The organism is Carnobacterium iners, from assembly GCF_900177385.1.
Lineage (GTDB): Bacteria > Bacillota > Bacilli > Lactobacillales > Carnobacteriaceae > Carnobacterium_A > Carnobacterium_A iners.
Genome location: NZ_FXBJ01000002.1, coordinates 2,372,744 through 2,395,651 on the forward strand (window position 1 = coordinate 2,372,744; position 22,908 = coordinate 2,395,651).

Annotated in this window: 17 protein-coding genes and 1 pseudogene; 4 read left to right on the forward strand and 14 right to left on the reverse strand. The window is 32.5% G+C overall.

What is annotated here, in order from left to right:
• Positions 1 to 191 precede the first annotated feature (191 nt).
• The 3 genes from B9Y54_RS11385 (at position 192) to B9Y54_RS11395 (ending at position 2,134) form a co-directional block, all read left to right on the forward strand.
• Entirely contained in the window at positions 192 to 620 is a 429-nt protein-coding gene (locus B9Y54_RS11385) for an HIT family protein (protein ID WP_085560352.1), read from the forward strand.
• A 2-nt stretch (positions 621 to 622) separates the two neighbouring features.
• Positions 623 to 979 (forward strand): YtxH domain-containing protein, encoded by a 357-nt coding sequence (locus B9Y54_RS11390; protein ID WP_085560353.1) that lies wholly within the window; start codon positions 623 to 625, stop codon positions 977 to 979.
• A gap of 231 nt (positions 980 to 1,210) precedes the next feature.
• On the forward strand, positions 1,211 to 2,134 hold the full coding sequence (locus B9Y54_RS11395) for a peptidylprolyl isomerase (RefSeq protein WP_085560354.1): 924 nt from the start codon (positions 1,211 to 1,213) through the stop codon (positions 2,132 to 2,134).
• A gap of 113 nt (positions 2,135 to 2,247) precedes the next feature.
• Here B9Y54_RS11395 and B9Y54_RS11400 read toward each other — a convergent pair whose 3' ends face one another.
• The 5 genes from B9Y54_RS11400 to B9Y54_RS11420 all read right to left on the reverse strand — a co-directional run bounded on the left by B9Y54_RS11400 (position 2,248) and on the right by B9Y54_RS11420 (position 10,001).
• Entirely contained in the window at positions 2,248 to 3,219 is a 972-nt protein-coding gene (locus B9Y54_RS11400; RefSeq protein WP_085560355.1) for a 3'-5' exoribonuclease YhaM family protein, read from the reverse strand.
• Positions 3,220 to 3,251: 32 nt separating this feature from the next.
• Complete coding sequence (locus B9Y54_RS11405) at positions 3,252 to 6,098, reverse strand: ATP-binding protein (protein ID WP_159446088.1); 2,847 nt, start codon at positions 6,096 to 6,098, stop codon at positions 3,252 to 3,254.
• Positions 6,088 to 7,329 (reverse strand): metallophosphoesterase family protein, encoded by a 1,242-nt coding sequence (locus tag B9Y54_RS11410; RefSeq protein WP_085560357.1) that lies wholly within the window; start codon positions 7,327 to 7,329, stop codon positions 6,088 to 6,090. The genes B9Y54_RS11405 and B9Y54_RS11410 overlap by 11 nt, the downstream gene beginning before the upstream one ends.
• 113 nt (positions 7,330 to 7,442) lie before the next feature.
• The gene (locus tag B9Y54_RS11415) at positions 7,443 to 7,784 is read right to left on the reverse strand and encodes a YlbF family regulator (RefSeq protein ID WP_085560358.1); all 342 of its coding nucleotides are present in this window, start codon (positions 7,782 to 7,784) and stop codon (positions 7,443 to 7,445) included.
• Between the two features lie 96 nt (positions 7,785 to 7,880).
• Positions 7,881 to 10,001, reverse strand: a complete 2,121-nt coding sequence (locus tag B9Y54_RS11420) for a PBP1A family penicillin-binding protein (RefSeq protein WP_085560359.1) — start codon at positions 9,999 to 10,001, stop codon at positions 7,881 to 7,883.
• Positions 10,002 to 10,512: 511 nt separating this feature from the next.
• Between B9Y54_RS11420 and B9Y54_RS11425 the strand changes: the two genes are divergently transcribed.
• Positions 10,513 to 11,856: a hemolysin family protein gene (locus B9Y54_RS11425; RefSeq protein ID WP_085560360.1), complete on the forward strand. Its 1,344-nt coding sequence runs from the start codon at positions 10,513 to 10,515 to the stop codon at positions 11,854 to 11,856.
• A gap of 153 nt (positions 11,857 to 12,009) precedes the next feature.
• Here the strand turns inward: B9Y54_RS11425 and B9Y54_RS11430 are convergent, their stop codons facing one another.
• The 9 genes and pseudogenes from B9Y54_RS11430 to tgt all read right to left on the reverse strand — a co-directional run bounded on the left by B9Y54_RS11430 (position 12,010) and on the right by tgt (position 22,371).
• Positions 12,010 to 12,969 (reverse strand): DHH family phosphoesterase, encoded by a 960-nt coding sequence (locus tag B9Y54_RS11430; RefSeq protein WP_085560361.1) that lies wholly within the window; start codon positions 12,967 to 12,969, stop codon positions 12,010 to 12,012.
• 15 nt (positions 12,970 to 12,984) lie between these two features.
• Complete coding sequence (locus B9Y54_RS11435) at positions 12,985 to 14,316, reverse strand: DRTGG domain-containing protein (RefSeq protein ID WP_085560362.1); 1,332 nt, start codon at positions 14,314 to 14,316, stop codon at positions 12,985 to 12,987.
• Positions 14,317 to 14,342: 26 nt separating this feature from the next.
• Positions 14,343 to 14,843 (reverse strand): metal-dependent hydrolase, encoded by a 501-nt coding sequence (locus tag B9Y54_RS11440; RefSeq protein WP_256205814.1) that lies wholly within the window; start codon positions 14,841 to 14,843, stop codon positions 14,343 to 14,345.
• A 289-nt stretch (positions 14,844 to 15,132) separates the two neighbouring features.
• A complete protein-coding gene (dinB, locus tag B9Y54_RS11445; protein ID WP_085560363.1) occupies positions 15,133 to 16,254 on the reverse strand; it encodes a DNA polymerase IV in 1,122 nt (373 codons plus the stop codon).
• Positions 16,255 to 16,366: 112 nt separating this feature from the next.
• Entirely contained in the window at positions 16,367 to 17,014 is a 648-nt protein-coding gene (locus B9Y54_RS11450) for a metal-dependent transcriptional regulator (protein ID WP_085560364.1), read from the reverse strand.
• 326 nt (positions 17,015 to 17,340) lie between these two features.
• Positions 17,341 to 19,971: a bifunctional acetaldehyde-CoA/alcohol dehydrogenase gene (adhE, locus tag B9Y54_RS11455; protein ID WP_085560365.1), complete on the reverse strand. Its 2,631-nt coding sequence runs from the start codon at positions 19,969 to 19,971 to the stop codon at positions 17,341 to 17,343.
• Positions 19,972 to 20,434: 463 nt separating this feature from the next.
• Positions 20,435 to 20,659 (reverse strand): annotated as a pseudogene (locus tag B9Y54_RS12980) (post-transcriptional regulator).
• Between the two features lie 151 nt (positions 20,660 to 20,810).
• A complete protein-coding gene (yajC, locus tag B9Y54_RS11465; RefSeq protein ID WP_085560366.1) occupies positions 20,811 to 21,134 on the reverse strand; it encodes a preprotein translocase subunit YajC in 324 nt (107 codons plus the stop codon).
• A gap of 91 nt (positions 21,135 to 21,225) precedes the next feature.
• Complete coding sequence (tgt, locus tag B9Y54_RS11470; protein ID WP_085560367.1) at positions 21,226 to 22,371, reverse strand: tRNA guanosine(34) transglycosylase Tgt; 1,146 nt, start codon at positions 22,369 to 22,371, stop codon at positions 21,226 to 21,228.
• Between the last annotated feature and the right edge of the window lie 537 nt (positions 22,372 to 22,908).

A 22,908-nucleotide genomic window follows, 5' to 3' on the forward strand; every position in this document is an offset into this window, starting at 1 on the left:
CCCCTCTTTTCTTAAATTTTTTTAATTGTACCATAAGATAGCAATAGTTGCTTTGTTCTATTTATTTTAGTTAGCGTTTCACTTTAGTTAAATTTTGTGCTACATTTAAGGTGAAAATGAATAGCAAAAGATAACTATTCTTCGCTATTTTTTGTCTCGTAAAACTAAACTATGAGAAAGAAGGTTCTCTTGTGTCAGAGTGTATTTTTTGTAAGATTATTAAAAATGAAATCTCAAGTAGAAAGATCTACGAAGACGAACACATTATTGCATTTCTTGATTTAACTCAAGTTACACCAGGTCACACATTAGTTCTTCCAAAAAAACACGTCGCAGATATTTTTGAATACGATGAAGAGCTAGCTAGTATCGTTTTTTCAAGAATCCCAAAAATTGCGCGTGCTATCAAAGAATCTGACTCAACGATTGAGGGAATGAATATAGTCAATAATAACGGTACTGTTGCTTATCAATCTGTTTTCCATAGCCATATCCATCTAATCCCTCGCTATACAAAACAAGATAACTTTAGTATCGTATTTGGCGATAATTCAAACAGGCATACTGCAAAAGAACTAGACCACATTGTCACATTAATTAAAGAAAAAATGGAGGTATAATCATGGCAAAAAACTTTTTGAAAGGTCTTTTTTTCGGTTCTCTAGCTGGAGGTGTTTACACGTTATTAAAAACTCCAAGATCTGGTGAAGATAATCGCGAAATTTTACTAGATTATCTAGATGATACCACTCTTCTAGTAGATGATGTAACTAAAAGTATGAATGACTTAAAAGAGGCTATTTCAACTCTTTCAAATGAAGGCAAAACTTTAGCAAACGAGTTTACACAAGAGGTAGCGGTATCCGTCGAAGAGTTTATAAACCAAACTGAACCACGTATGAGAAGGATTCAAGAACAGGCTGAAAAACTTTCTAAAGATATAAATGAACTAGATAAACAAGTCTCTCCAACAGAATAGAAGGTACAAAAAAAGCACCTAAAAATAAGACACAATCGAAGTTGTGCTGCTTATTTTCAGGTGCTTTTTTGTTTTTACCTTCTTAAGATGTGTTTTTTTTATGATTTTTAGTAGACTTTATTTAGGTTTATCTAATTTTATTTTTTTTATTTAAGTGAATGTGGTATATTATTACTTGTGACTGGAAATGTTAAGTTTGTAAATTAAAAGAAATGGATGTGTCTATTTATAATGAATAAAATTATTTTAACCACTGCGACTATTTTAGCTAGTTTAACTATTGCAGGTTGTACAAACAACACCGTAGCTTCTTCTACTGCTGGTAAAATTTCACAAGATGAACTTTATGAAGCAATGAAATCAAATGTAGGGTCTACCACTTTACAACAATTACTGATTAAAGATGTTTTAACAGAAAAATATGGTGAGACAATCACTGATAAAAAAGTAAATGCTGAGTATAAGAAACAAGAAGAATCCTATGGTGGAGCTGATGCATTTAAAAATGTTCTAGCTTCTTCAGGATTTACAGATGCTTCATACAAAGACACTATTCGTTTAAACCTACTGATTGAAGAAGCTGTAAAGAAAAATTCCAAGTTTACTGACGAAGAAATAAAAGCTGCTTATGATGCTTACACACCTCCAATGACTGTTGCTCATATTCTTGTTGCAGATGAAGCAAAAGCAAAAGAATTAATTACTGAATTAAATGATGGCGCTGATTTTGCTACTCTTGCAAAAGAAAATTCTACAGATACAAGTACTGCTGAAAAAGGTGGAGAGTTAACTTTTTCAACAGGAGAAGTAGCTCCAGAGTTTGAAGAAGCAGCTAGCAAATTGGAAGAAGGAAAAATCACGCCTACACCTGTCAAATCTGAATTTGGATACCATATCATTAAATTAACTGAAAAATCAGAAAAAGGGGCATTAAAAGAAGAACGTAAGACTATCGAAGAACAATTATTACAAGAAAAACTAGCAGATAGCGCCACTGTTCAGTCCACCCTTTCTGAAATTATACAAGATGCTAATATTAATATTGATGACGAGGATCTTTCGACTGCCATGGATACCTACCTAAAAAAACCTGAAACTTCTACTAAAAGTTCAGAAAAAGTAGAGTCTTCAGCTGATTCTGAAAGTGCTAAATAACTCTCAATTAACAAATATAACTGACTTAATAATAAAAAGACGCTATTTTCTTTTCAATAAGAAAATAGCGTCTTTTTTATTAAGTGAATTTACATAAGCTATAGTATCAAGGTCTAATCTTCTATATTTTTCTCGTTATCTTGACTCAATGGTTTATAAAAAATACGATTATCTAGTCCAAAAATTCGCTCAGTAAATTCGCCTGGCTCTGTTCTACTTAGACTACTATTTAGCATCGTCACTGTCGCATCTAAATTATCTATCATAAATAAAATCTCTGATTCTCTTAATTTAGGCCTTACAGGCGATCCGTAATCTAGTTTCCCATGATGAGATAAAACCATGTGTTTTAATAAAAGGACATCTTCACTCTTATCATCTATTTTTAAAGACAAACAAGCTTTAGTAATCAACTCATCAACAATGACGATATGACCTAATAAATTTCCTTCTAATGTATATTCTGTCGAGATAGGTCCTGAAAGTTCAATAACTTTTCCTAAGTCATGTAGAATAATTCCTGAGTACAATAAAGGTTTATTAATTTCCTCATATTGATTAGCAATCGTTTTTCCTATTCTCAACATTGAGATCGTATGGAAGGCTAACCCTCCTACAAAAGCATGGTGGAATCTTTTTGCTGCTGGATATTGGAAGAAATCTTTTTGGTAATGATTCAATAAATAGCGAACAATTCTATTCATATTAGCATTAGTAATTTCAAAAAGAGTTTCATTTAGCTCTTCCATCATATCTTCTTTCTTTAAAGGTGCCCGTTCAATAAATAATTCAGGACTAGTTGGTTCTCCTGCTTTTGTTATCCTTATTTTAAATAGTTTTATTTGAGGATTGCCTTGATATAATTCTCTTTTACCAGAAATATTTACTATTTTCCCTGGAGTTAATGAAGCTATTTCATCTTCTGATGCATCCCAAAATTTCCCATCCATTTGTCCACTTGTATCTTGAAACGTAAACGCAATAAACTTCTTACCATTTTTTGCTACACGTATATCTGCAGATTTAATTAATAAGTATAATTCAAAACTTTCATCTACACTGTAGTCATATAATTTTTTCTCCATCATACTCCCCCACTCTATATTAACTATGTTTATTATAACATCTCTATCTGGTCTTTTCTAAACTTTGTCAAATATTGTTGATCAAATGTGAAATAGAAAACTTGAGTTGTTTCACTAATTTGTTTAATTAATTCTATCATTTGCATTCTTCGCGATTGATCAAAATTTACAAATCCGTCATCAATCATAATAGGTAACTTTACAATATCTGTTGCATTTTTAACAAAAGCAAATCTTAATGCTACATATAACTGTTCCGCTGTGGATTGAGAAAGTTCTAAAGCATCAAAAAGAGAACCATCCCTTCTTTGAACTTCAATTTTTTCCTCTTTTATTAAAACTTGTTTGTATTGACCTTTAGTTAATAATTCAAAATATTTTGTAGTATCTTGAAGCGTTTCAGGAAAACGATTTTTACGAGCATGTGTCATTGCGCGCTCAATTAATTCAGCAGCAACTTTATGTGTACTCCACATATCTACTAGTTCTTGTAACTCACTTTTAAGATTAGCGTATTCTTGCAATAAAACTGAATACTCTCCACCTTTTTCTAATTCTTTTAAGGCTAATTCATTTTTTACTCTTTTGTTCATTAGTGTTTCTTCATTAACTTTATGAAGCTCTATTGATTTTTTCACTTTATTCATTTGCTCTACCAAGTCTTCTTTATCGCGAAATTGTTCTAATAAGTTAATATCTTCTGAAACTTGCTGTTCCAATAACTGTAACCGAGCTCTTTTTCGTTTCCACTCATCAAACAAAATAAATTTTTTACGAAAATCTTCTTCATTCTTTGCTTCAACAGATTGAAATAGTGTTATTCTTTGTTGTTCAAAATTTCTTTGTTCGTAGACTATTTTTTTCATTTCTTGTTGCCTTAATTCTTCTTCTTTTTGTATACTCAGAAATTTTTGTTCATCATCTAAAGACTCTTGATAGAAATTTGTTATCCCTTCAATGATCGACGGATAGTGTTCCCAATCTAGTAAAATAACTGGTTCTAAAAATTGCACCTGATTTTTCCATTGTATTAATTGTTCAGATAATTGCTTTAATAGTTCCTCTTTTTCTTCAACAGCTAGAACTCTTTCACGTAATGTTTCAAAAGGATCTTCTTGATTAACGAGACTTTCTATTGTCGTCGTTTCAGGATAGCCACTATCCGTTATAATTTGGCCTAGTTTATTTATTAACTCTTTTTTTTCATTTGTATTTTTTTCTATAATCTCTAAAACTTCTTTAGAATCCGTTATTACTTGATCAAATTCAGCTAACTGAGTTCTCCATTGCTTACGTAACTCAATTTGCTTGATATAGTCTGCGTAAGTATTTCTCGATTTATCTTCATCTACTATTTTTACAGGTTTCTTTTTAACATAAAGAAACCTAGCTAAACCAATCATTGCAACACCGGATAAGGCTAAAAGAGGCCCAGCCTGTCCAGCACTCATAAAACCAAAAATAGCTAGTAAAGCTCCTACAGCACCAATCAAACTGGCTTTCAAGCGATTAGTTTTTAGTTCAGAAAGATTCTCTTTAATTGACCTAGATTGGCCCAAATCGTATTCTGAATCCTCAGATTGTTCATAGCGTTTTTTTGCTTCTTGAAATAATTGGTTATTCCATATATCAGGTTCTATTTTGTCTATTTGTTCAGATAAAGAATTCTCCTGATAAACTAAAAAAGTCTTTTTTTCAATGGCTTTTTGTAATTTACTTTCTACGACTATAATAGAATGGTAAAGTTTTTGGTAATCAGTTTTTTGTGCAGCTGTTTGAGCTGTGGGGATTTGTTGTCCAATAGTTAAATTTAATTGAAGTTTATTGCGTAAAATTTGTTCCATTTCTTTTTTTGCTTCTCGTTCAAGAAAATCTTTTTCTTGTAAAATAGCTTTCGTACTATCAACTGTAGAAAGTATTCTTTGAATCTCTTCTTTTTGTTTTATAAATAGCAACTGTGATTTTGTTAAATTGCTTCTTTCCATTGCTTGTTTGGAACGTTCTTTTTCTTGCATCGTTTTCGCTCTAAGTTGATCAATTGATTGGTTTAGATGATTCAGTTGAAATAAACTATCTTGTGGCATATTTTTGACAGTACTTTTTCTGATATCTTCTTGAATAGCAATAATCTCTGAAAAGTAACTCCAGTTAACAGCTAGACGACTTAACTGTTCTAAATGGGCTTCATTTTTAGTTCGTGTTTTTCTTATTTCTTCTGTTTCTTGTTCATAGCTTTCTTTTTCGGAATATATTTGTGTGTACTGATCATTTTTACCTTTAGCTATTCGAAGTTGCTGTCTTTTATTTTGTACTTCTCTAATTTTTTTATTTATATCAGGAACTCGCCCAGTCTGCTTATATAACTTTCCTGCTTCTAATTGAAACTTATCTGCTAATTTTAAAAGTTGCTCATTACCTAAGCTGCCTACACTTAAAAAATAACGATTTAATTTAGCTTTATTCATTCTTTGAATTTTTTGTACCCCAAAAAGATCAAATGAAAATAAGGCTTGGTAAGTAGTTTTATCCATCCCATAGACTAACTTTTCTAATAGATTATCTGAACCTGTTTCTCCATTTGGTAATATAACCGTTACTTTTCCATTTGCCTTACCTCTCACTCGCTCAATGCTAATTTCTCCGTATCTATCATCTTCAATTAATAATTTCCCGCCGTATTTGCTACTTATTTTAGGCTCGTAACGTAAATCCGAACTTTGTTTTGTTGGGAAACCAAAAAGGATACTATGAATAAAGGTCATCAACGTTGTTTTACCCGCTTCATTCTCTCCATAAAATAGTTGAACTTGCCCTAAATTCACGATTTTTTTATCAATCCATTTGCCAAATCCATATATTTCTATTGACTTAATTTTCAATTTCATCACTTCCTTCAACCGTCAACAAAGATTTAACTCGATCTTTCGCACGTTCAATAATTTTTCCCCTGTATAAAGAATCTCTCGAATTAAGTAAGTCTGATATTTCAGTATAGTCAAAAAAAGGATTGGTTACTTCATTAAAATAATCTTCTTCTTCTAGTTCTATAAGTGCTTTTTGCCATTCTTCTGGAAATAACTGCATATACTGCTCATTTTCTTTTTTTTTAGCTACTAATTCAATTTGGTAGATCCAAACAAAATTATCTTCTTGGATAATTTGCTGCAAAGCTTCTAGTAACTCTCCTTGATTAATTTTTTTTCTAACACCGTTCAATAAGGCCTCTGAATCTTTTAAATCGATTGAGATAAATAAATTATAGTTTGTTTTTCTTTTATTTAAAATTGCTTGTTGGATAGAAGTGTAGACAGCTTCCAAATTAACTGACCCCTTGATTGACAACTCTATTTTTTCCCAATGAATAGTCGCTGTAGGGTAAAATTCAATTTGCTCGCTTATATCTGTTAATGTAACGAGTTCACACCCTTTCGGTCCAGTTTCTTTGCTATTTCTCCCTTGGGTATTACCTGGATAAATAATTAACGGATGAGCAGCTAACTGTTGACGTTTATGAATATGTCCCAAAGCCCAGTAATCATATTGTTTGTTCTTCAACTCTTTTAACGTAAAAGGAGCATACTTACCGTGTTCTGATTCTAATCCTTCTGAAAACCCATGAAGCATTCCAATTTGGTAATCAGCCTCATCGTATTTCTTAGGGTAATCTACGATTTTTCTTTCTGTTATCCAACGTTTTGTATAACTAAATCCTGTCATAGCAATCTTTTCATTTCGTTTTGTTGTTAACCAGTATGTTTCAGGATTCTCTCCGAAGATAACAACATTTTCTGGCATCTCTAAGTGTAATCCCTGATTTCCTATGTAATCGTGATTACCATGTGAAAGATAAACCGGAATTTTTTTTTCGTTTAATCGCTCCATTTCATTTCTGAAAAAAGCTTGCGCTTTGACGCTGCGATCATCACTATCATAAATGTCCCCAACAAGGCAGACAAAATCAACTTTATTTTCAATAGCTATATTAACTAGTTGTGATAGTGCTTCGAATGTTGAACGGTAAATAGCTTGCCAAACAAATTCAGGCATTGACTTTAATCCAATAAAGGGACTATCTAGGTGCAGATCAGCACCGTGAATAAATTGAACCACTCCTATCCTTCCTTTCTCTTTTACTAGTTATTTTTTACGGGCACATACGTTCCAATAGTTGAACAAAAAAAGAGCTCACTACTTATACTGACTTAGTGAACTCTTTTTTAAAATTAACCTTGGTAAATATCTTGTATCGGTTTCATAATAATACGGTTTAGATCATCAATTAATGTGCTTAATTTTTGCTCTGCTTCCATCAATTCTTTGATCAAATTGTTTTCACCTGATTTTAATGCCATTTCTTGTGCTTCTTGAACTTCTTCTTCAGAAATTTCTTCACCTGACATTTGTTTTTGTTGTAGTTTCATTTGTATTTCTTGAAACTGCTGGAAAACTTCATTTGCTTCAGGATTTTCTTTTACAGTTAAGAACGCTGATTTCAAATCTGAATAAGCTTCTGTCTCTCTTAATTCTTGCTCAATTTTGTTTGCTGTATCGTAGATATTATTCATAATCTAAATCACTCTCCCGGTATTTTTTCTTGACCGTTATACTATACCATTACTCAGTGTTTTTTTCCAATGTTCTCCTTTATTATTGACAAACTATTAACGATTTTTAAAACGTTCAATTAAAGAATTCGTTTTATCCTTCACCTGATCTAACCCTTTTTTAAATTGTTCACCCCATTGAGTAATATTTTGCTGGAAGTTCTCTCCCCATTGGGTGGAATTATTTTCTTCTTGTGAACCAACAATTACTTCTGCACTTTTCGTACCAAAAGTCGTTTGAGGTGTTTTTGGCAATATATTTTGCATTTGTAATTTAAACAAAGGGCCTACCCCCGTTGAGCTTCCCGTTCCCATGTAGTGATTTTCGTCAGTCTTATCAAACCCAATCCATGTAGCTACGACTATATCTGGAGTATAGCCTACTGTCCACTGATCTGTTGTCCCGCCAGAATTATTAAACGATACTTCTGTACTTCCTGTTTTTCCTGCTACCTTATAACCATCAGGAGCATTACTGCTAGCTGTTCCATTTGTAAATACACCCATAAGCATACTAGTCATTTTTTCTGCTATTTCTGGTGAGGTCACCTTTTTAGTTTTATGTTCTGTATTATCGATAATGATTGCTCCCGTTGCATCTACAATTTTAGTGATGAAAAAACCTTCGCTTCTTAACCCTTTGTTTGAAAACACAGTATACGCACTAGCCATCTGAAGTGGCGATACGCCTCCTGTTGTACCACCAAGCGCTAAACCAAGATACTTGTCTTTTTCTTGAACAGGTATTCCAAATTTTTCAACTTTCTTTATCCCTTTTTTTAGTCCAATTTGATCCAAGAGCCAAACTGCTGGAGCATTTAAACTTTGTGCTAAAGCTTGGTACATAGGGACTTCTCCAGAATAATTAAAATCGTAATTTTCTGGTGTATAATCGTCTGATCCATAAGCTTTTTTTTCATCTTTCAAAATAGAGTCAATATCATAGCCTGACTCTAAAGCTGGTGTATAAACAGCTAATGGTTTCATAATCGATCCTGGTTGTCGTTTTATTTGAGTAGCTCGATTGAATCCTCTAAAGGTATGTTCGCCCCTTCCGCCTATAATAGCATATACTCCACCAGTTTTCGGATTCATCGCAACAGAACCACTTTGTAATAACGTTCCGTCTGAAGCATCAGAAAATAACCAATCATTTTTGTACGTCTGATCCATTCTCGATTGATAGTTTTGATCCAATGAGGTGTAAATTTTATAGCCTTTATTTAATAATTCTTCTTCTTTTAGACCATGCTTAGTAATCGCTTCGTCTATAACGGCGTCAAAATAATAAGGATATTGATAGCCTTTAGTTTGTTGATAATCATCTACTAATTGTAACGATTCATTTTTAGCTGCTTCGCCTATTTCTTTTGAGATACCCTCATTTTTTATTAATAAATCTAAAACAATATTGCGTCTTAAGATAGATTTTTCCATATTATCTCGTGGGTTATAGGTAGTTGGTGCTTTTAGCATTCCTGCTATTGTCGCTGCTTCTGTCAGAGAAACGTCACTAGCATTTTTACCAAAGTACTTATGTGAGGCATCTTCTACTCCCCAAACACCATTGCCAAAATAAGCGTTATTCAAATACATTTCTAATATTTCATTCTTTGTATATTGTTTTTCAATTTCAATCGCTAAAAATAATTCTTTTAGTTTTCTTATTAACGTTTGATCTAATGTTAGATAAGCATTTTTAGCTAGTTGCTGGCTAATAGTACTTCCACCACCACTTATCTTTCCACCATTTAATACAAAACCTACTGCTGAACGAGCAATTCCGATAATATCAAAGCCTTTATGATCAAAAAATCGTTTATCTTCAGTTGAAATAACTGTCGCTTGAATCGAAGGAGAAATAGTATCTAAGGGTATAAAGGAGCCTTTATGAGAATAAAGTGTTCCGGCTTCATCGCCATCAATATCATAGACCGTCGTTGTTTGTTCGAGACCAGCTTTCAACGTTGAAACATTTAAAGTTTTTGTTAAATACAATAAATATCCGCTACTAAATAAAGATACTAATAAAAAGGCAAGAATAATAATTTTAGTTGCATGAATTTTTTTCCAGATTCGTTTGAACCTTATTTTAAATCTATTTAAATAAGGTTTTGATTTTTGCCATAGTCTTGTTAAATGAAATACTATTTTTTTAAAAAAATTTTTAAAATTCATTTTCAAACATCCCTTGTTTTACTATTTGATATTATTTCTACTTTATATTGATGTAGCTTTATAATCAAAGTATATCAACTATTGCGATAGTTAAAATCCTTCTTAAGTAGGAGATAATCAGCTTCTAACTGTTATTTACATCTTTTTTATGTTAAACAGACCATAAATATGTTTTTTACTTTAACATTTTACCATATTAAGGTAAAGTAAACTTATAAGACTTTTTAATTAACTAGTCTACTTCTAAAGAGCAATCAAAACCGATCATTTAGATAATATCATTAAATTAAAGTGAGGCGAGGAACTTTGGAAAAAACAAGAAATAATAAATAGATAATCAAAAAGAAATCCATTCACCCTATATCTTACTATTGATTCTTATTTATTTTACGGTTCTTTTATCCTAAAGGCCTCACTTCAATCCGTGTCCTATAGAACATAAAATTAGTTCAATTAGAGTTATAAATTAACAAGGAGGTGAAGCTTGCGTTAGTGTAACGTAAGCATCCATTTGTCAATAACTACTGGTATGATTTTGTTCTTTTCCATTTTATTAATTGCCGCTTTATTCGTGATGTCAGAATTTGTATTAGTCCGTATACGTCCTTCAAGATTAGATTTTCTTATTGAAGATGGAAATCAAAAAGCTCAATTGCTCAAAAATATGACCCAAAAGTTGGATACGTACTTATCTGCTACTCAATTAGGAGTCACCGTGACTTCTTTAGCTATTGGTTGGTTAGGTAGGCCTACTTTTGGCCGTTTATTTGATATCTTATTTTCAAATTTTCAATTGCCAGCATCGATTTCAAAAGTAGCATCGATTGTTCTTTCCTTTGCTGTTTTAACTTTTCTTCAAGTTATCATCGGAGAACTTGTTCCAAAAAATATAGCAATAAATAATACTGAAAAAATTGGTTTAGCCATTGCTAGACCTTTACAATTTTGGTTTAGAATTATGTATCCTATCGTTTTTGTTTTAAATAGACTAGCAAATAAAATTTCTCAAGCTATTGGAGTTCCCAACAAAAATGAATTTGGTGAAGGTGTTTCTGAAGAAGAACTTCGAATTATTATGGGTGAAAGTCTAAAAAGTGGTGAAATAAACAGAGATGAATATCAATTCGTTGAAAATGTTTTTGCATTTGATGATCGTATGAGTCGTGAAATAATGGTCCCTCGAACTGAAATGATTACTGTCTCTAGCGACATGTCTTTAAAAGAAATTGGCAAATTAGTTAGTGTAAAACGATATACCCGCTATCCCGTTATTCAAGATGGCGACAAAGACATAGTTATCGGAATATTAAATACAAAAGAAATCTTCGCTGCCTATGTAAATGCTGTTGAAGATAACACACCAGGTTCTTTTGATTTTTCTCTTTATATTCGACCGATTATTCGTGTAATTGAAACAGTTCCTATTAAAGAACTATTGGTTAAAATGCAAAAAGAGCGAAATCAAATTGCTATTTTAGTTGATGAATACGGTGGAACTAGTGGCATGCTTTCTATGGAAGATATTGTAGAAGAAATAGTAGGAGATATCAGCGACGATTATGAAAGCGTTGAAGAACCTGAAATTAAAAAAGTCGGTGACAACCATTATCGTGTTAGCGCAAGAATGCTAGTTGATGAAATTAATGAGCTTTTTGGTTTGTCTATCGAAGAAGAAAACGTTGATACTTTGGGTGGATGGATGTTGAACCAAAAGTATGATATTAATGAGGGAGAAGCCCTTGTAGCAGGTGGTTATACATTTACTGTCATTAAATCTGGTAGTAGTACGATTGAAACAATTGATATTATTAAAAATTCAACGCATACTGCCAATAAAAATGTGAAACCATCCTAATCAGATAAGATTTATTAAAAATAAATTAATCTCCGTTTCTATTCTATAAGCTCTAAAAGCCGTGGAACTTCTTTACGAATTCTACGGCTTTTTTTTAAAAAGTTATTTAGGATAATTTCTTTAATCTATAGCTAAAAAAAATCGTACCCTTTCTTATTTATTTACCCATTTCCCAGCAAGTTCTGTTAGTTCTTTTATAATTTGATCAATCTCTTCCGTATTCTTTGCATTCGCACCACTCGCCAAAGGATGACCTCCACCATCGTGTCGTTTTGCAACTTCATTGATGACTGGTCCTTTTGATCTCAAACGACACCTAAAATGTCCTTCTGGTTGTTCAACAAAAATTCCCCAAGTTAGAACGCCCTCAATTGTTCCGGGAATAGATACAATTGAAGCTGTTTCTGTATCTGTTAAATCAAATTGCTTTAATATCTCTTGAGTTAATAAGACTTTTGCTACACCAACCTCAGAGATTATCAGATTTTGAAGAATATAGCCAGTTAATTTGGCAACTTTTGGAGAAATACTATTCATCTGGTTGTTGACTTCGCTAGGAACAAATCCACTTTCCATAAGTTTAGCAGCTATTTTCAACGTGTGGGGCGTTGTTGAAGGATATAAAAATCGTCCTGTATCTCCGACAATGCCTGCATATAATAACCGTGCTGCCTCTTTAGATAAGATTAAATCTTCTTGATTTTCTAAATAGAGATCAGCTATTATTTCACTGCAGCTACTAGCCTGTATATTAACAAGCTGTAAATCTCCATAACTGTCATCGTTAGGGTGATGATCTATTTTAATCAGCTTCAAACCTAGCTGATACCTCTTATCGCTAATTCTTGGCGTGTTAGCAGTATCTGTTACGATAACTAGTGCTTCTTTGTAGTCTTCATCCTTTACTTCATCCATCGTTGTTAAAAAGCCCAAATCTCCTACAGGTCCTCCAGCTTTAATTATTTTTTTTTCAGGAAAACTACCTTTTAATAGTTCAACAAGACCACCTTGTGAACCTAGAGCATCGGGGTCTGGATTCATATGTCGATGAACAATAATCGTATCATATTTTTTTATTGTTTCTACTACTTCTTTATATGGAAATAATGTCATAAAAATAACTCCTTTTTAATTTCTTTGCATCATCTGGCAAATAACAATCGCTTTAGCAACTAATACATTCTCAACATATACTTCAATATCAAATTTTGACGAGCGCCTTCCGATTTCAAAAACTTTGGGCTTAATTTCTAGTATGCTTTCTAATTGTATCATTTTAAAATAATGTAAATCCATTTGTTCAATCAAAGCATCTCTCTTTTGATAGAGTAATAGTGATCGCTTCGCACAACTAGTAATAATTTCGCTCAATACTCCGAAAGAAATTGTTCCAACAGAGTCTGTCATCTGTGGTGTTACACTAAATTTATATGAAGGAATTGAATTTTCAATGCCGGTGTGATTTTCACTACTCAATTCTATTTGTTCTTGAATTTGGTCAGAAATAGTATCGCCAATTTGAGGTTGTCTTTGTGCTAACTGCATTGCCTTCATAACATCTTGTCTTGAAATAATCCCCATCAACGTTAAATTATCTTCAACAACAGGCATAACTTCTAATTCATCCCAAATCATCAGATGTCCAACACTGGCTACACTCACATGTGTTTTTACTACTGTAGGGTCTTTAGTCATCACCCGATCAATACTTTGTTGATCTCCTTTTCCAATCATATCTTTTGCAGCAACAATACCAACTAGACGCATATTCTTTCCCACAACAGGAAATCTAGTATGGCCGCTTTTCTCATTTAGCCGACGATAATCCAGTACGATATCTTCTACATTTAGATACATTGTTTGCTCAATTTTTGTGTAGATATCTTCTACTAAAATTATTTCTTTTTTAATTAATTGGTCTGTCATAGCTCGGTTAATCATAGTCGCAACCGTAAACGAATCGTAACTCGTTCCCATTAAAGGCAGAGCTAATTCATTAGCTAATTCAATAATTTCATCACTTGTTTCAAAACCTCCGGTGACCAAAACAGCTGCTCCGCTTTCTAAAGCTAGTTTTTGAACGCTTTCTCGATTTCCAACAATCATTAAAGAACCAGGTGTGATATAGCGAACAATTGCATCTTCTTTCATCGCGCCAATAATAAATTTAGTCAAAACATTATTAAGTCCCTTTTTTCCACCAAAAATATCGCCTTCAATTATCTTTATAATTTCTCCATAACATAGTGTCTCAATGCTTTCTTTCATTTTTCGCTCAATACGAATCGTTCCGACACGTTGAATAGTTGAGACTAAGCCGCTATTCTCTGCTTCTTTAATAGCCCTATAGGCTGTCCCTTCACTGACTTTTAAATTCTTAGCAATTAATCGTACAGAAATTTTTTCTCCAACAGGTAGCGTTTCTATATAAGCTAGTATTCGTTCGTGTTTAGTCGTCATAAATTACCCTCCAAAATAGTTGCTTCTTAAATTTCTAGCCATTCTCCTACCTTTAAATATTCACCTTGTTTCTCGCGTAAGCTAGTACAAAAAGCGATAGGATTTTGTTCAATTAAAGGAAAAGTATTGTAATGGATTGGAACAACTTTTTTAGCTTTCAAGTAGTTAGCTGCAAGAGCAGCGTCTTCTGGACCCATAGTGAAGTTATCACCAATTGTTAAAAATGCTACATCTAAAGGACGGTATTGACCAATCAGTTTCATATCAGAAAAAAGAGCCGTATCCCCAGCATGATAAATTACTTTACCATCTGAATGAAAAATAATTCCAGCTGCTAATCCAAATTTAGTAAGCTTCCCCTCTATTTCGTAAGATAAACCATGAATAGCCTGGGTCATTTTAATTTCTCCAAAATCAAATACATGTTTTCCACCCATTTGCATACCGTGGGTTCTTAAATTTTTCGATTCAAAAAATCCAGCTATTTCAACAGTTGTAACAATTAAAGTGTTTGTTCTTTTGGCAATTTATTGTGTATCTCTAATATGATCCGCATGTCCATACGTGACAATAGTAACATCTGCCGCGATTGTGTTAGGATTAAGATTATTTGCCTGATTTCCTGTAATAAATGGATTAAATAGAATGATACAACCTGTATCGGTAACAACTTGTAAAAAAGAATGACCGTACTAGAATATCTTCATTATTAAAATCTTCTTTCATTATAACACAAGCAAAAAACTGTACTAGTATATACAGTATACCTTTAGAAAAAAAAGAAATCAATTCAGGTCAGGTATTTTTTTATTATTTTTATTTTTCCCAAAGAGGCAATACAATATTTTCAAATGTTAATGGATCTAGGGTTGTTATTGTAATTCCCAATAGCCGTATGCCGTTTTGTAGTTGTCCAACTTCATCCCAAATATTTTGCGCATGAAAAAATATTTCTTCAGCATCTTTAATATAATGAGGCAGTGTCTGACGTTTAGTTACTGTTTCAAAATTAGAATAACGAATTTTTAATACAATCGTTTTTCCATGTTTTTGTTCTTTTGTTAATGAGCGGTAAACTTCATTCGATAAAAAACGCAATTCTGCTATAATTTCATTTTCCGTCATTAAATTTTCATTATACGTATTTTCTTTTCCTACAGATTTTCTTTCCCTACTTATTCTGACAGGTGAGTCATCAATTCCTCTAACTTTTCGATAAAGAGAATAACCCCTCTTTCCAAAAGATTGAATCAAGTCCATCTCATTTCTTTGATATAAATCTTCTCCAGTAAAAATACCAGCCTCATGCATTCGCTCAACCGTTTTTTTCCCAACTCCCATGAACTTTTCAATAGGAAGATTTCTTAAGAAAGCGAGGGCTTCATCTGGTGTGATGACGGTAACACCTGCTGGCTTTTTATAATCTGAAGCTAATTTTGCTATAAATTTATTATAAGAGACGCCTGCTGAACAAGTTAAATGCACACTATCCCAAACTTCTTTTTGAATAGAGTGTGCTATAAAGGTCGCGCTTTTCATCCCTTTTTTATTTTCTGTTACATCAAGATAAGCTTCGTCTAAAGATAAGGGTTCTATAATATCCGTATAGTTTAAAAATATTTTTCGAATTTCACCTGATACTTCTCGATATTTATCATGATTTCCAGGAATAAATACACCTTTAGGGCAAAGTTCGTAAGCTTTTTGAGCACTCATTGCAGAATGGATTCCATATGTCCTTGCAACATAATTCGCTGTTGCAACAACTCCTTTTCCCTTTGTTAAATTAGGGTGTTTGGCAATAATAATGGGTTGACCTTTTAATTCTGGATGGTCTCTTTCTTCAACAGAAGCGAAGAAAGCATCCATATCAATATGAATAATTTTTCTAGACGTATCTTTAACCGGTTCGTCAAAACGAATGACTCCAATTTCCACTTTCTTCGCCTCCTTCTTTCCTCATAATTATACGGGAACACACATTCTTATTCAAGAGTTGATAATTGTAAAAAAAAAAAGAACTCGGCTTTAATTAGTCGAATTCCTTTTTTTAAATGGCTTGAACAAATATATCTGATGCTGCTTTAAAACTTATTTGAATCTTTTTATGTTCTTTTTCAACTACGACAGATCCTTCGTAGGCACCAATTGAATTAATTATGCATACATCATTTATTCCAATATCTATTGAAACGAGATAATCCAATAAATCTTTCTCATCTGCAACACGTTTTATTAAAACTTTTTGATTTTCATTTTGTTCCGTTAGCTTTTCTAATAAAGGTTCTTTTAGAATACCGTTTTTTTCTGGTATCATACCTCCATGTGGACATATCTTAGGAAAATCTAAATATTTTTCTAATCGATTGGTTAGTTCAATAGATGAAACATGCTCTAAGACTTCTGCTTCTGCATGTACTTCATTCCAAGAATACCCTAAATGTTCGACTAAAAAAACTTCCCATATTCGGTGTTTCCTTATTAATGTACTGGCTTTACGCAGACCTTTATCATTGAGCTCTACTCCTTGATAAGGTAATCTTTCTATATAGCCTTCTTTTAAAAGCTTAGACATCATCTCGCTAACTGATGCTGCTGAAACTCTTAACCTTTTTACAATTTCTTTATTATTTATTTTTTTTTCTGTTCCACCAAGTTCATAAATGATTTTCAAATAATCTTCTTTATTAGGCGTCAATCGTATCACCAACTTCTTCATATTTAGGCAACCCTAACTTATTCGTTTAATTATAACTAGTTTTAATTTAAAAAGCAATCTTTCTATGTACAACGTTTAAGTATATCTAAAAGTTTGTTTCTCAAAAAATAATGTCATCAATTAAAAAAACTATCATATTTTTTTATTTTCCCTCTCTTTCCTCTATATTTTACTAATTGTATACTCAAATTAACACTAAAGAAATGGTGCTACCTTCCTTTTCGAAAAAGGAAGGTAGCACCATTCTTTATTAAGATTTTCATAGTTGATTGTCATTCAAAAATCTAATCTTTAAAAACTTTTTTCTACTTTTCACCATCAAAAGCATCGATAATGATTTGACGCAATTCGCTAATTAGAGGTTGTTTTGGATTTGCAGTTGTACATTGATCTAAGAAAGCTAATTCAGCCATGTGATCAACTGTGTCGTTTAAGACTTCTTGTGTTACTCCTTGAGCTTTTAAGTTCATCTCAATTCCAACATCTTTACCTAGTTTATTGATTTCAAAGATTAATGATTCTACTAATTCCTCTGTTGTATTCCCTTTGAATCCCATGAAACGAGCGATTTCAGCGTAATCTTCATCAGCTTTAAAGAACTCATATTTAGGGAATAATGCATGTTTTGAAGGATCTTTTGCATTGTAACGGATAACATGAGGCAATAAGATTGCGTTTGTGCGTCCGTGAGCGATATTGTACTCTCCACCTATTTTATGAGCGATAGAGTGATTAATTCCTAAGAATGCATTAGCAAATGCCATCCCAGCCATTGTAGAAGCGTTATGCATTTTTTCTCTTGCATCTTCATTTGCATATGAGTAAGAGTCACGTAAGTTTTGGAATACTAATTTAACAGACTGTAGACTTAAACCTTTTGTAAAGTCACTTGCCATAACAGATACATAAGATTCAATCGCATGTGTTAAGACATCCATTCCTGTATCAGCTGTAACAGATTTAGGAACACTCATGACGAATTGTGAGTCGATGATAGCAACATCAGGCGTTAACGCATAATCAGCTAAAGGATATTTTACGTGTGTTTCACTATCTGTAATAACTGCAAATGGTGTTACTTCTGCACCTGTTCCTGATGTAGTAGGGATACAAACAAATTGTGTTTTATTTAATGTAGGAATTTTGTACGTTCTTTTACGGATATCTAAGAATTTTTGTTTTGCCCCAAAGAATTCTGTTTCTGGTTTTTCATAGAACAACCACATACCTTTAGCAGCGTCCATTGCTGAACCCCCACCAATAGCGATAATGGTATCAGGTTGGAATTGAAGCATAGCTTCTGCTCCGGCCATTACTGTATTTGTTGAAGGATTAGGCTCTACTGCTGAGAATATTTCTACTTGTACACTTTCTTTTCTTTTGTTTAATTCAGCAATAACTTTATCTGCATAGCCAAATTCAATCATTCCTGGATCACAAACTAAGAATACTTTTTTGATATTTTCCATTTTTTGTAAATATTGAATAGAATACTTTTCGAAATAAATTTTTGATGGCAATTTGAACCATTGCATGTGATTTCTACGTTTTGCAATTGTTTTAATATTCATTAAGTTAATAGTAGATACGTTCTTAGATACTGAGTTCTTACCGTATGAACCACATCCAAGAGTTAATGAAGGAATCATGTTATTATACAAATCGCCAATACCACCTTGTGCTGTAGGAGAGTTAACTAAAATACGACAAGCTTTCATTTGCTCTCCATACTTTTTAGCTAGCTCATCATCTAATGTATGAATCGCTGCAGAGTGACCTAAACCACCTAATTCTAGCATTTGCTGAGCTAATGAGAATCCATCTTCAGTTGAAGTTGATTTAAGCATTGCTAATACCGGTGATAATTTTTCACGTGATAATGGGTAGTCTTCTCCAACTCCATCTAATTCAGCAATAATAATTTTTGTACCTTGTGGAACTTTGATTCCTGCAAGTTCAGCGATTTCTACTGCTGATTTCCCTACGATAGCTGCATTAACAGCAGTTTTTGTTGGGTTCATTACTGCATCTTCAAGTCTTTTTAGTTCATTAGGCTTAATAACGTACACTTGATGTTTTATAAATTCTGCTTTTACTTCTTCATAAATTTCTTGATCAACTATGACTGCTTGTTCTGAAGCACAAATCATACCGTTATCAAATGATTTTGAAGCAATAACATCGTTAACAGCACGTTTAATCTTAGCAGATTTTTCAATGTAACTTGGAACGTTTCCTGGTCCTACTCCTAAAGCTGGTTTTCCAGTTGAATAAGCAGCTTTTACCATTGCTGATCCACCAGTTGCTAAAACAATAGCGATATCTGAATGGTTCATTAATAGGTTTGTACCTTCTAATGAGGGTTGTTTGATCCATTGAATACAATCTTTAGGAGCTCCTGCTTTAACAGCTGCATTTAAAACAACTTGTGCTGCAGCCTCTGAACATTTTTGAGCGCTTGGGTGGAAAGCAAAAATAATTGGATTACGAGTTTTAATTGAAATTAATGCTTTAAATAGGGTTGTTGAAGTAGGATTAGTTACAGGCGTTACTCCACAAACGATTCCAACAGGAGTAGCAACCTCGATTATTTGGCTTTGCTCATCGTCACTTATGATCCCAGCGGTTTTATCATGCTTTATTGTATTCCAGATAGACTCTGTAGCAAACATATTTTTTATACATTTGTCTTCGTAAATTCCTCTACCTGTTTCTTCAACAGCCATCTTAGCTAAAAGCATGTGTTCATTTAATCCTGCTATTGCCATTTGATGACAAATATGATCAATTTGTTCTTGATTCATCGTTTCTAATGTTGCTAATGCTTTTTTACCTTTAGTTGTCATTTCATTAATAGCTACTTCGATAGGCGATTTTGCGTCTGCAACCTCAATTGTACCTTTTTTAACTTTATTATCTAATTTTGTAGAAGTCATTTTATATTCCTCCGTCTTTTTATTGTTAACTTATTCACAACCTAATAATAAATCATTAATATTAAAATGTAAAGCTTTTTCCATCATTTTATTAAAAAAAGTTAAATTATGAAATAAACATTGCTTTAAAGCGCTTTCTTTAATTTCATATCTTTTTATAGAAATAAAAATAATTTTAAATTATATATTATTAAATGATATTCATTTCACAATGAATGGAAATTAAATAGAAATTCATTAGTTTATTTTCAGTGATTAATAGATAAAAGTACTTTTAATCTTTTATAAAATTAGTCTAGAAGTGTGTTTCTAGCTTTTATAGTCTGTATATTGTTTATTTGTTAGTCTGTTTAACTAAATTTATACCAAAAAAATATACCTCAAAATTAAATTAGTTCTAATTTTGAGGTATGCCCAAATTGTTTTTCAGAAATTTGTATTTTTATTGTAACTATTCTTATAATCAATCATCTATATTCATATCTTCTAACGAACTTATCGGAGACACTAACACTTCAACAGATGCGAAGTTTAAATAATTATTTGGTGTTAATCGCATGATGCATCGAATCTGCTGGTAGTGATGAGTGGAGACCATTCTTTTCCAAGAAAAAGAAATCAACTATCGCCACAAATCTTCTTGGGATAGTTGTCTATATCCTAATAAATGAAATTCTGTTGTCTTCAAATTTAGCTACGGCTCAATCTTTTCAAATAAAGAAATCGAAGAATTATTCAATGTTAGCACCTCTGTCCTAGTAAAAATAATTTTAGTTTAAATCAAAAAAAGCAAAAGAAAAGATTAATCTCTTTTCTTTTGCTTTTTTAATCGTACGTTGTTATCTATTTAAATCGCTATCTTCTGGTTCTGCTTCAAATGTTTCAATTGTAGAGGCCACTGCTAAGTCTTTAATACGGGCAATTGCACGTCTTTCAAAAGTTAAAAAGATGCCTTCGCAATTTATGACAACTGTTTTATCTGTTTCATTAAGCTCATCAATTACTCCATGCAAGCCACCGATTGTAACAATACCGTCGCCTTTTTTCATTGAAGACAACATATTTTTAGTTTTGTCTGCAGCCTTTTTTTGAGGTCTGATCATCATGAAATACATTAAGCCCATAATAGCAGCAAAAGGTAAAATACTTATAAGAAATTCCATTACTTCACTCCATTCTATATTTTAAAAATTTCTCTCATTGCTAACTGTACCAAAACTTACTCGTTAGTACCACTTATTTTTTCATTAAGTTTTAGAAATTTTTTGCATTTGGTTTATTGTAGCCGTATTCTTCAAAAAAGCTTTCTCTGTATTCTAATAAATTATCTTCTCTAATAGCTTGCCTAACATCTTTCATCACATTCAAGAGAAAATAAAGGTTGTGATAACTTGTTAAGCGTAACCCAAATGTTTCATCTGCTTTGATTAAATGACGAATATAGGCACGACTATAATTTTTACATGTGTAACAATCACATTTTGGATCTAATGGACCAAAATCACGCTCGTACTTAGCATTTTTAATGACTACTCGCCCTTGACTAGTCATTACCGTACCATTTCTTGCTATTCTAGTTGGTAAGACGCAATCAAACATGTCTACTCCTCTTATTACTCCGTCAATCAGCGAATCAGCTGTTCCAACACCCATTAAATAGCGTGGCTTGTTTTCTGGTATTAAAGGCGTAGTATATTCAAGCACTTCATTCATTGAATGCTTAGGTTCTCCTACTGATAGTCCTCCGATTGAATAACCAGGAAAGTCCATTGCGACAAGCTCTTTAGCACTTTGTTCACGTAATTCTTTATATCCTGCTCCTTGAATAATACCAAAAAGACCTTGACTATTAGGTTTAGTATGAGCTTTTAGACCACGCTCTGCCCAGCGTGTTGTCCGTTCTACAGATTTTTTTACATAGTCAAAACTTTCATCAAAAGGTGGGCACTCATCAAAACTCATCATAATATCTGGACCCAATTTATTTTGAATTTGAATCGCTTTTTCAGGTGAAAGAAACATTTTAGATCCATTTAAATGATTTCTAAAATGTACGCCTTTCTCTTCAATTTGTCGTAAGTCGCTTAAAGAAAAAACTTGAAAGCCTCCTGAATCAGTTAAGATTCCTTTATCCCAATTCATAAATTTATGCAGTCCGCCTGCTTCTTCAACGATATCTTCACCAGGTCTAAGCCATAGATGATACGTATTGCTTAAAATAATATTTGCACCCATTGATTCTAATTCTTCTGGAGCAATACTTTTAACCGTTGCTAATGTCCCTACTGGCATAAACATCGGTGTTTCAAAAGTTCCGTGAGGTGTTATGATTTCCCCTAAACGCGCACCTGTATGCTTTTCTTTTTTTATTAAACGGTATTTAATTGCTGGTTCTGGCATAATTTTTTTCCTACTTTCGTCATACTTTAAAAAAGTGTATTCATTGGCTAAATAATAGTAACTTACTAACTATACTAATGTTCTTATCGATTTGCAAATTCATTTTAAAAATTAAGTACATATCATTTGTAAGCGTTGTCTTTCTATGGTATATTAAGAGTGTAAAGAGAGATGCAAGTATGAGTGAATGAAAGAACTTCTAAGTTGTTTAGTTTTACAGAAACAATTAATTCAATATTTGTTTTGGTTTACCAGATTCACATTTTATTAAGCAACATTTGTAAACGATTAGTAAAGTTGTTAGTAGTAAATTTAAGAATCCGTTTTACACGTTAGAAGAATTAGCTTAGTTTAGTGTTACGAATGAAGTAAAGTAAGATGTATGTCGTTTATGAAAAGAGATTCAGTAGTTAAGTATCAATTGTTTAAAAGAATAAAAATAGTTCACTCATACCTCTCTTAAAACAAAAGAGAAGTTGGCGTCTTTTAGCCGGCTTCTCTTTTTTTATTTTTAATTCGAGTGAATAAAATCATTCA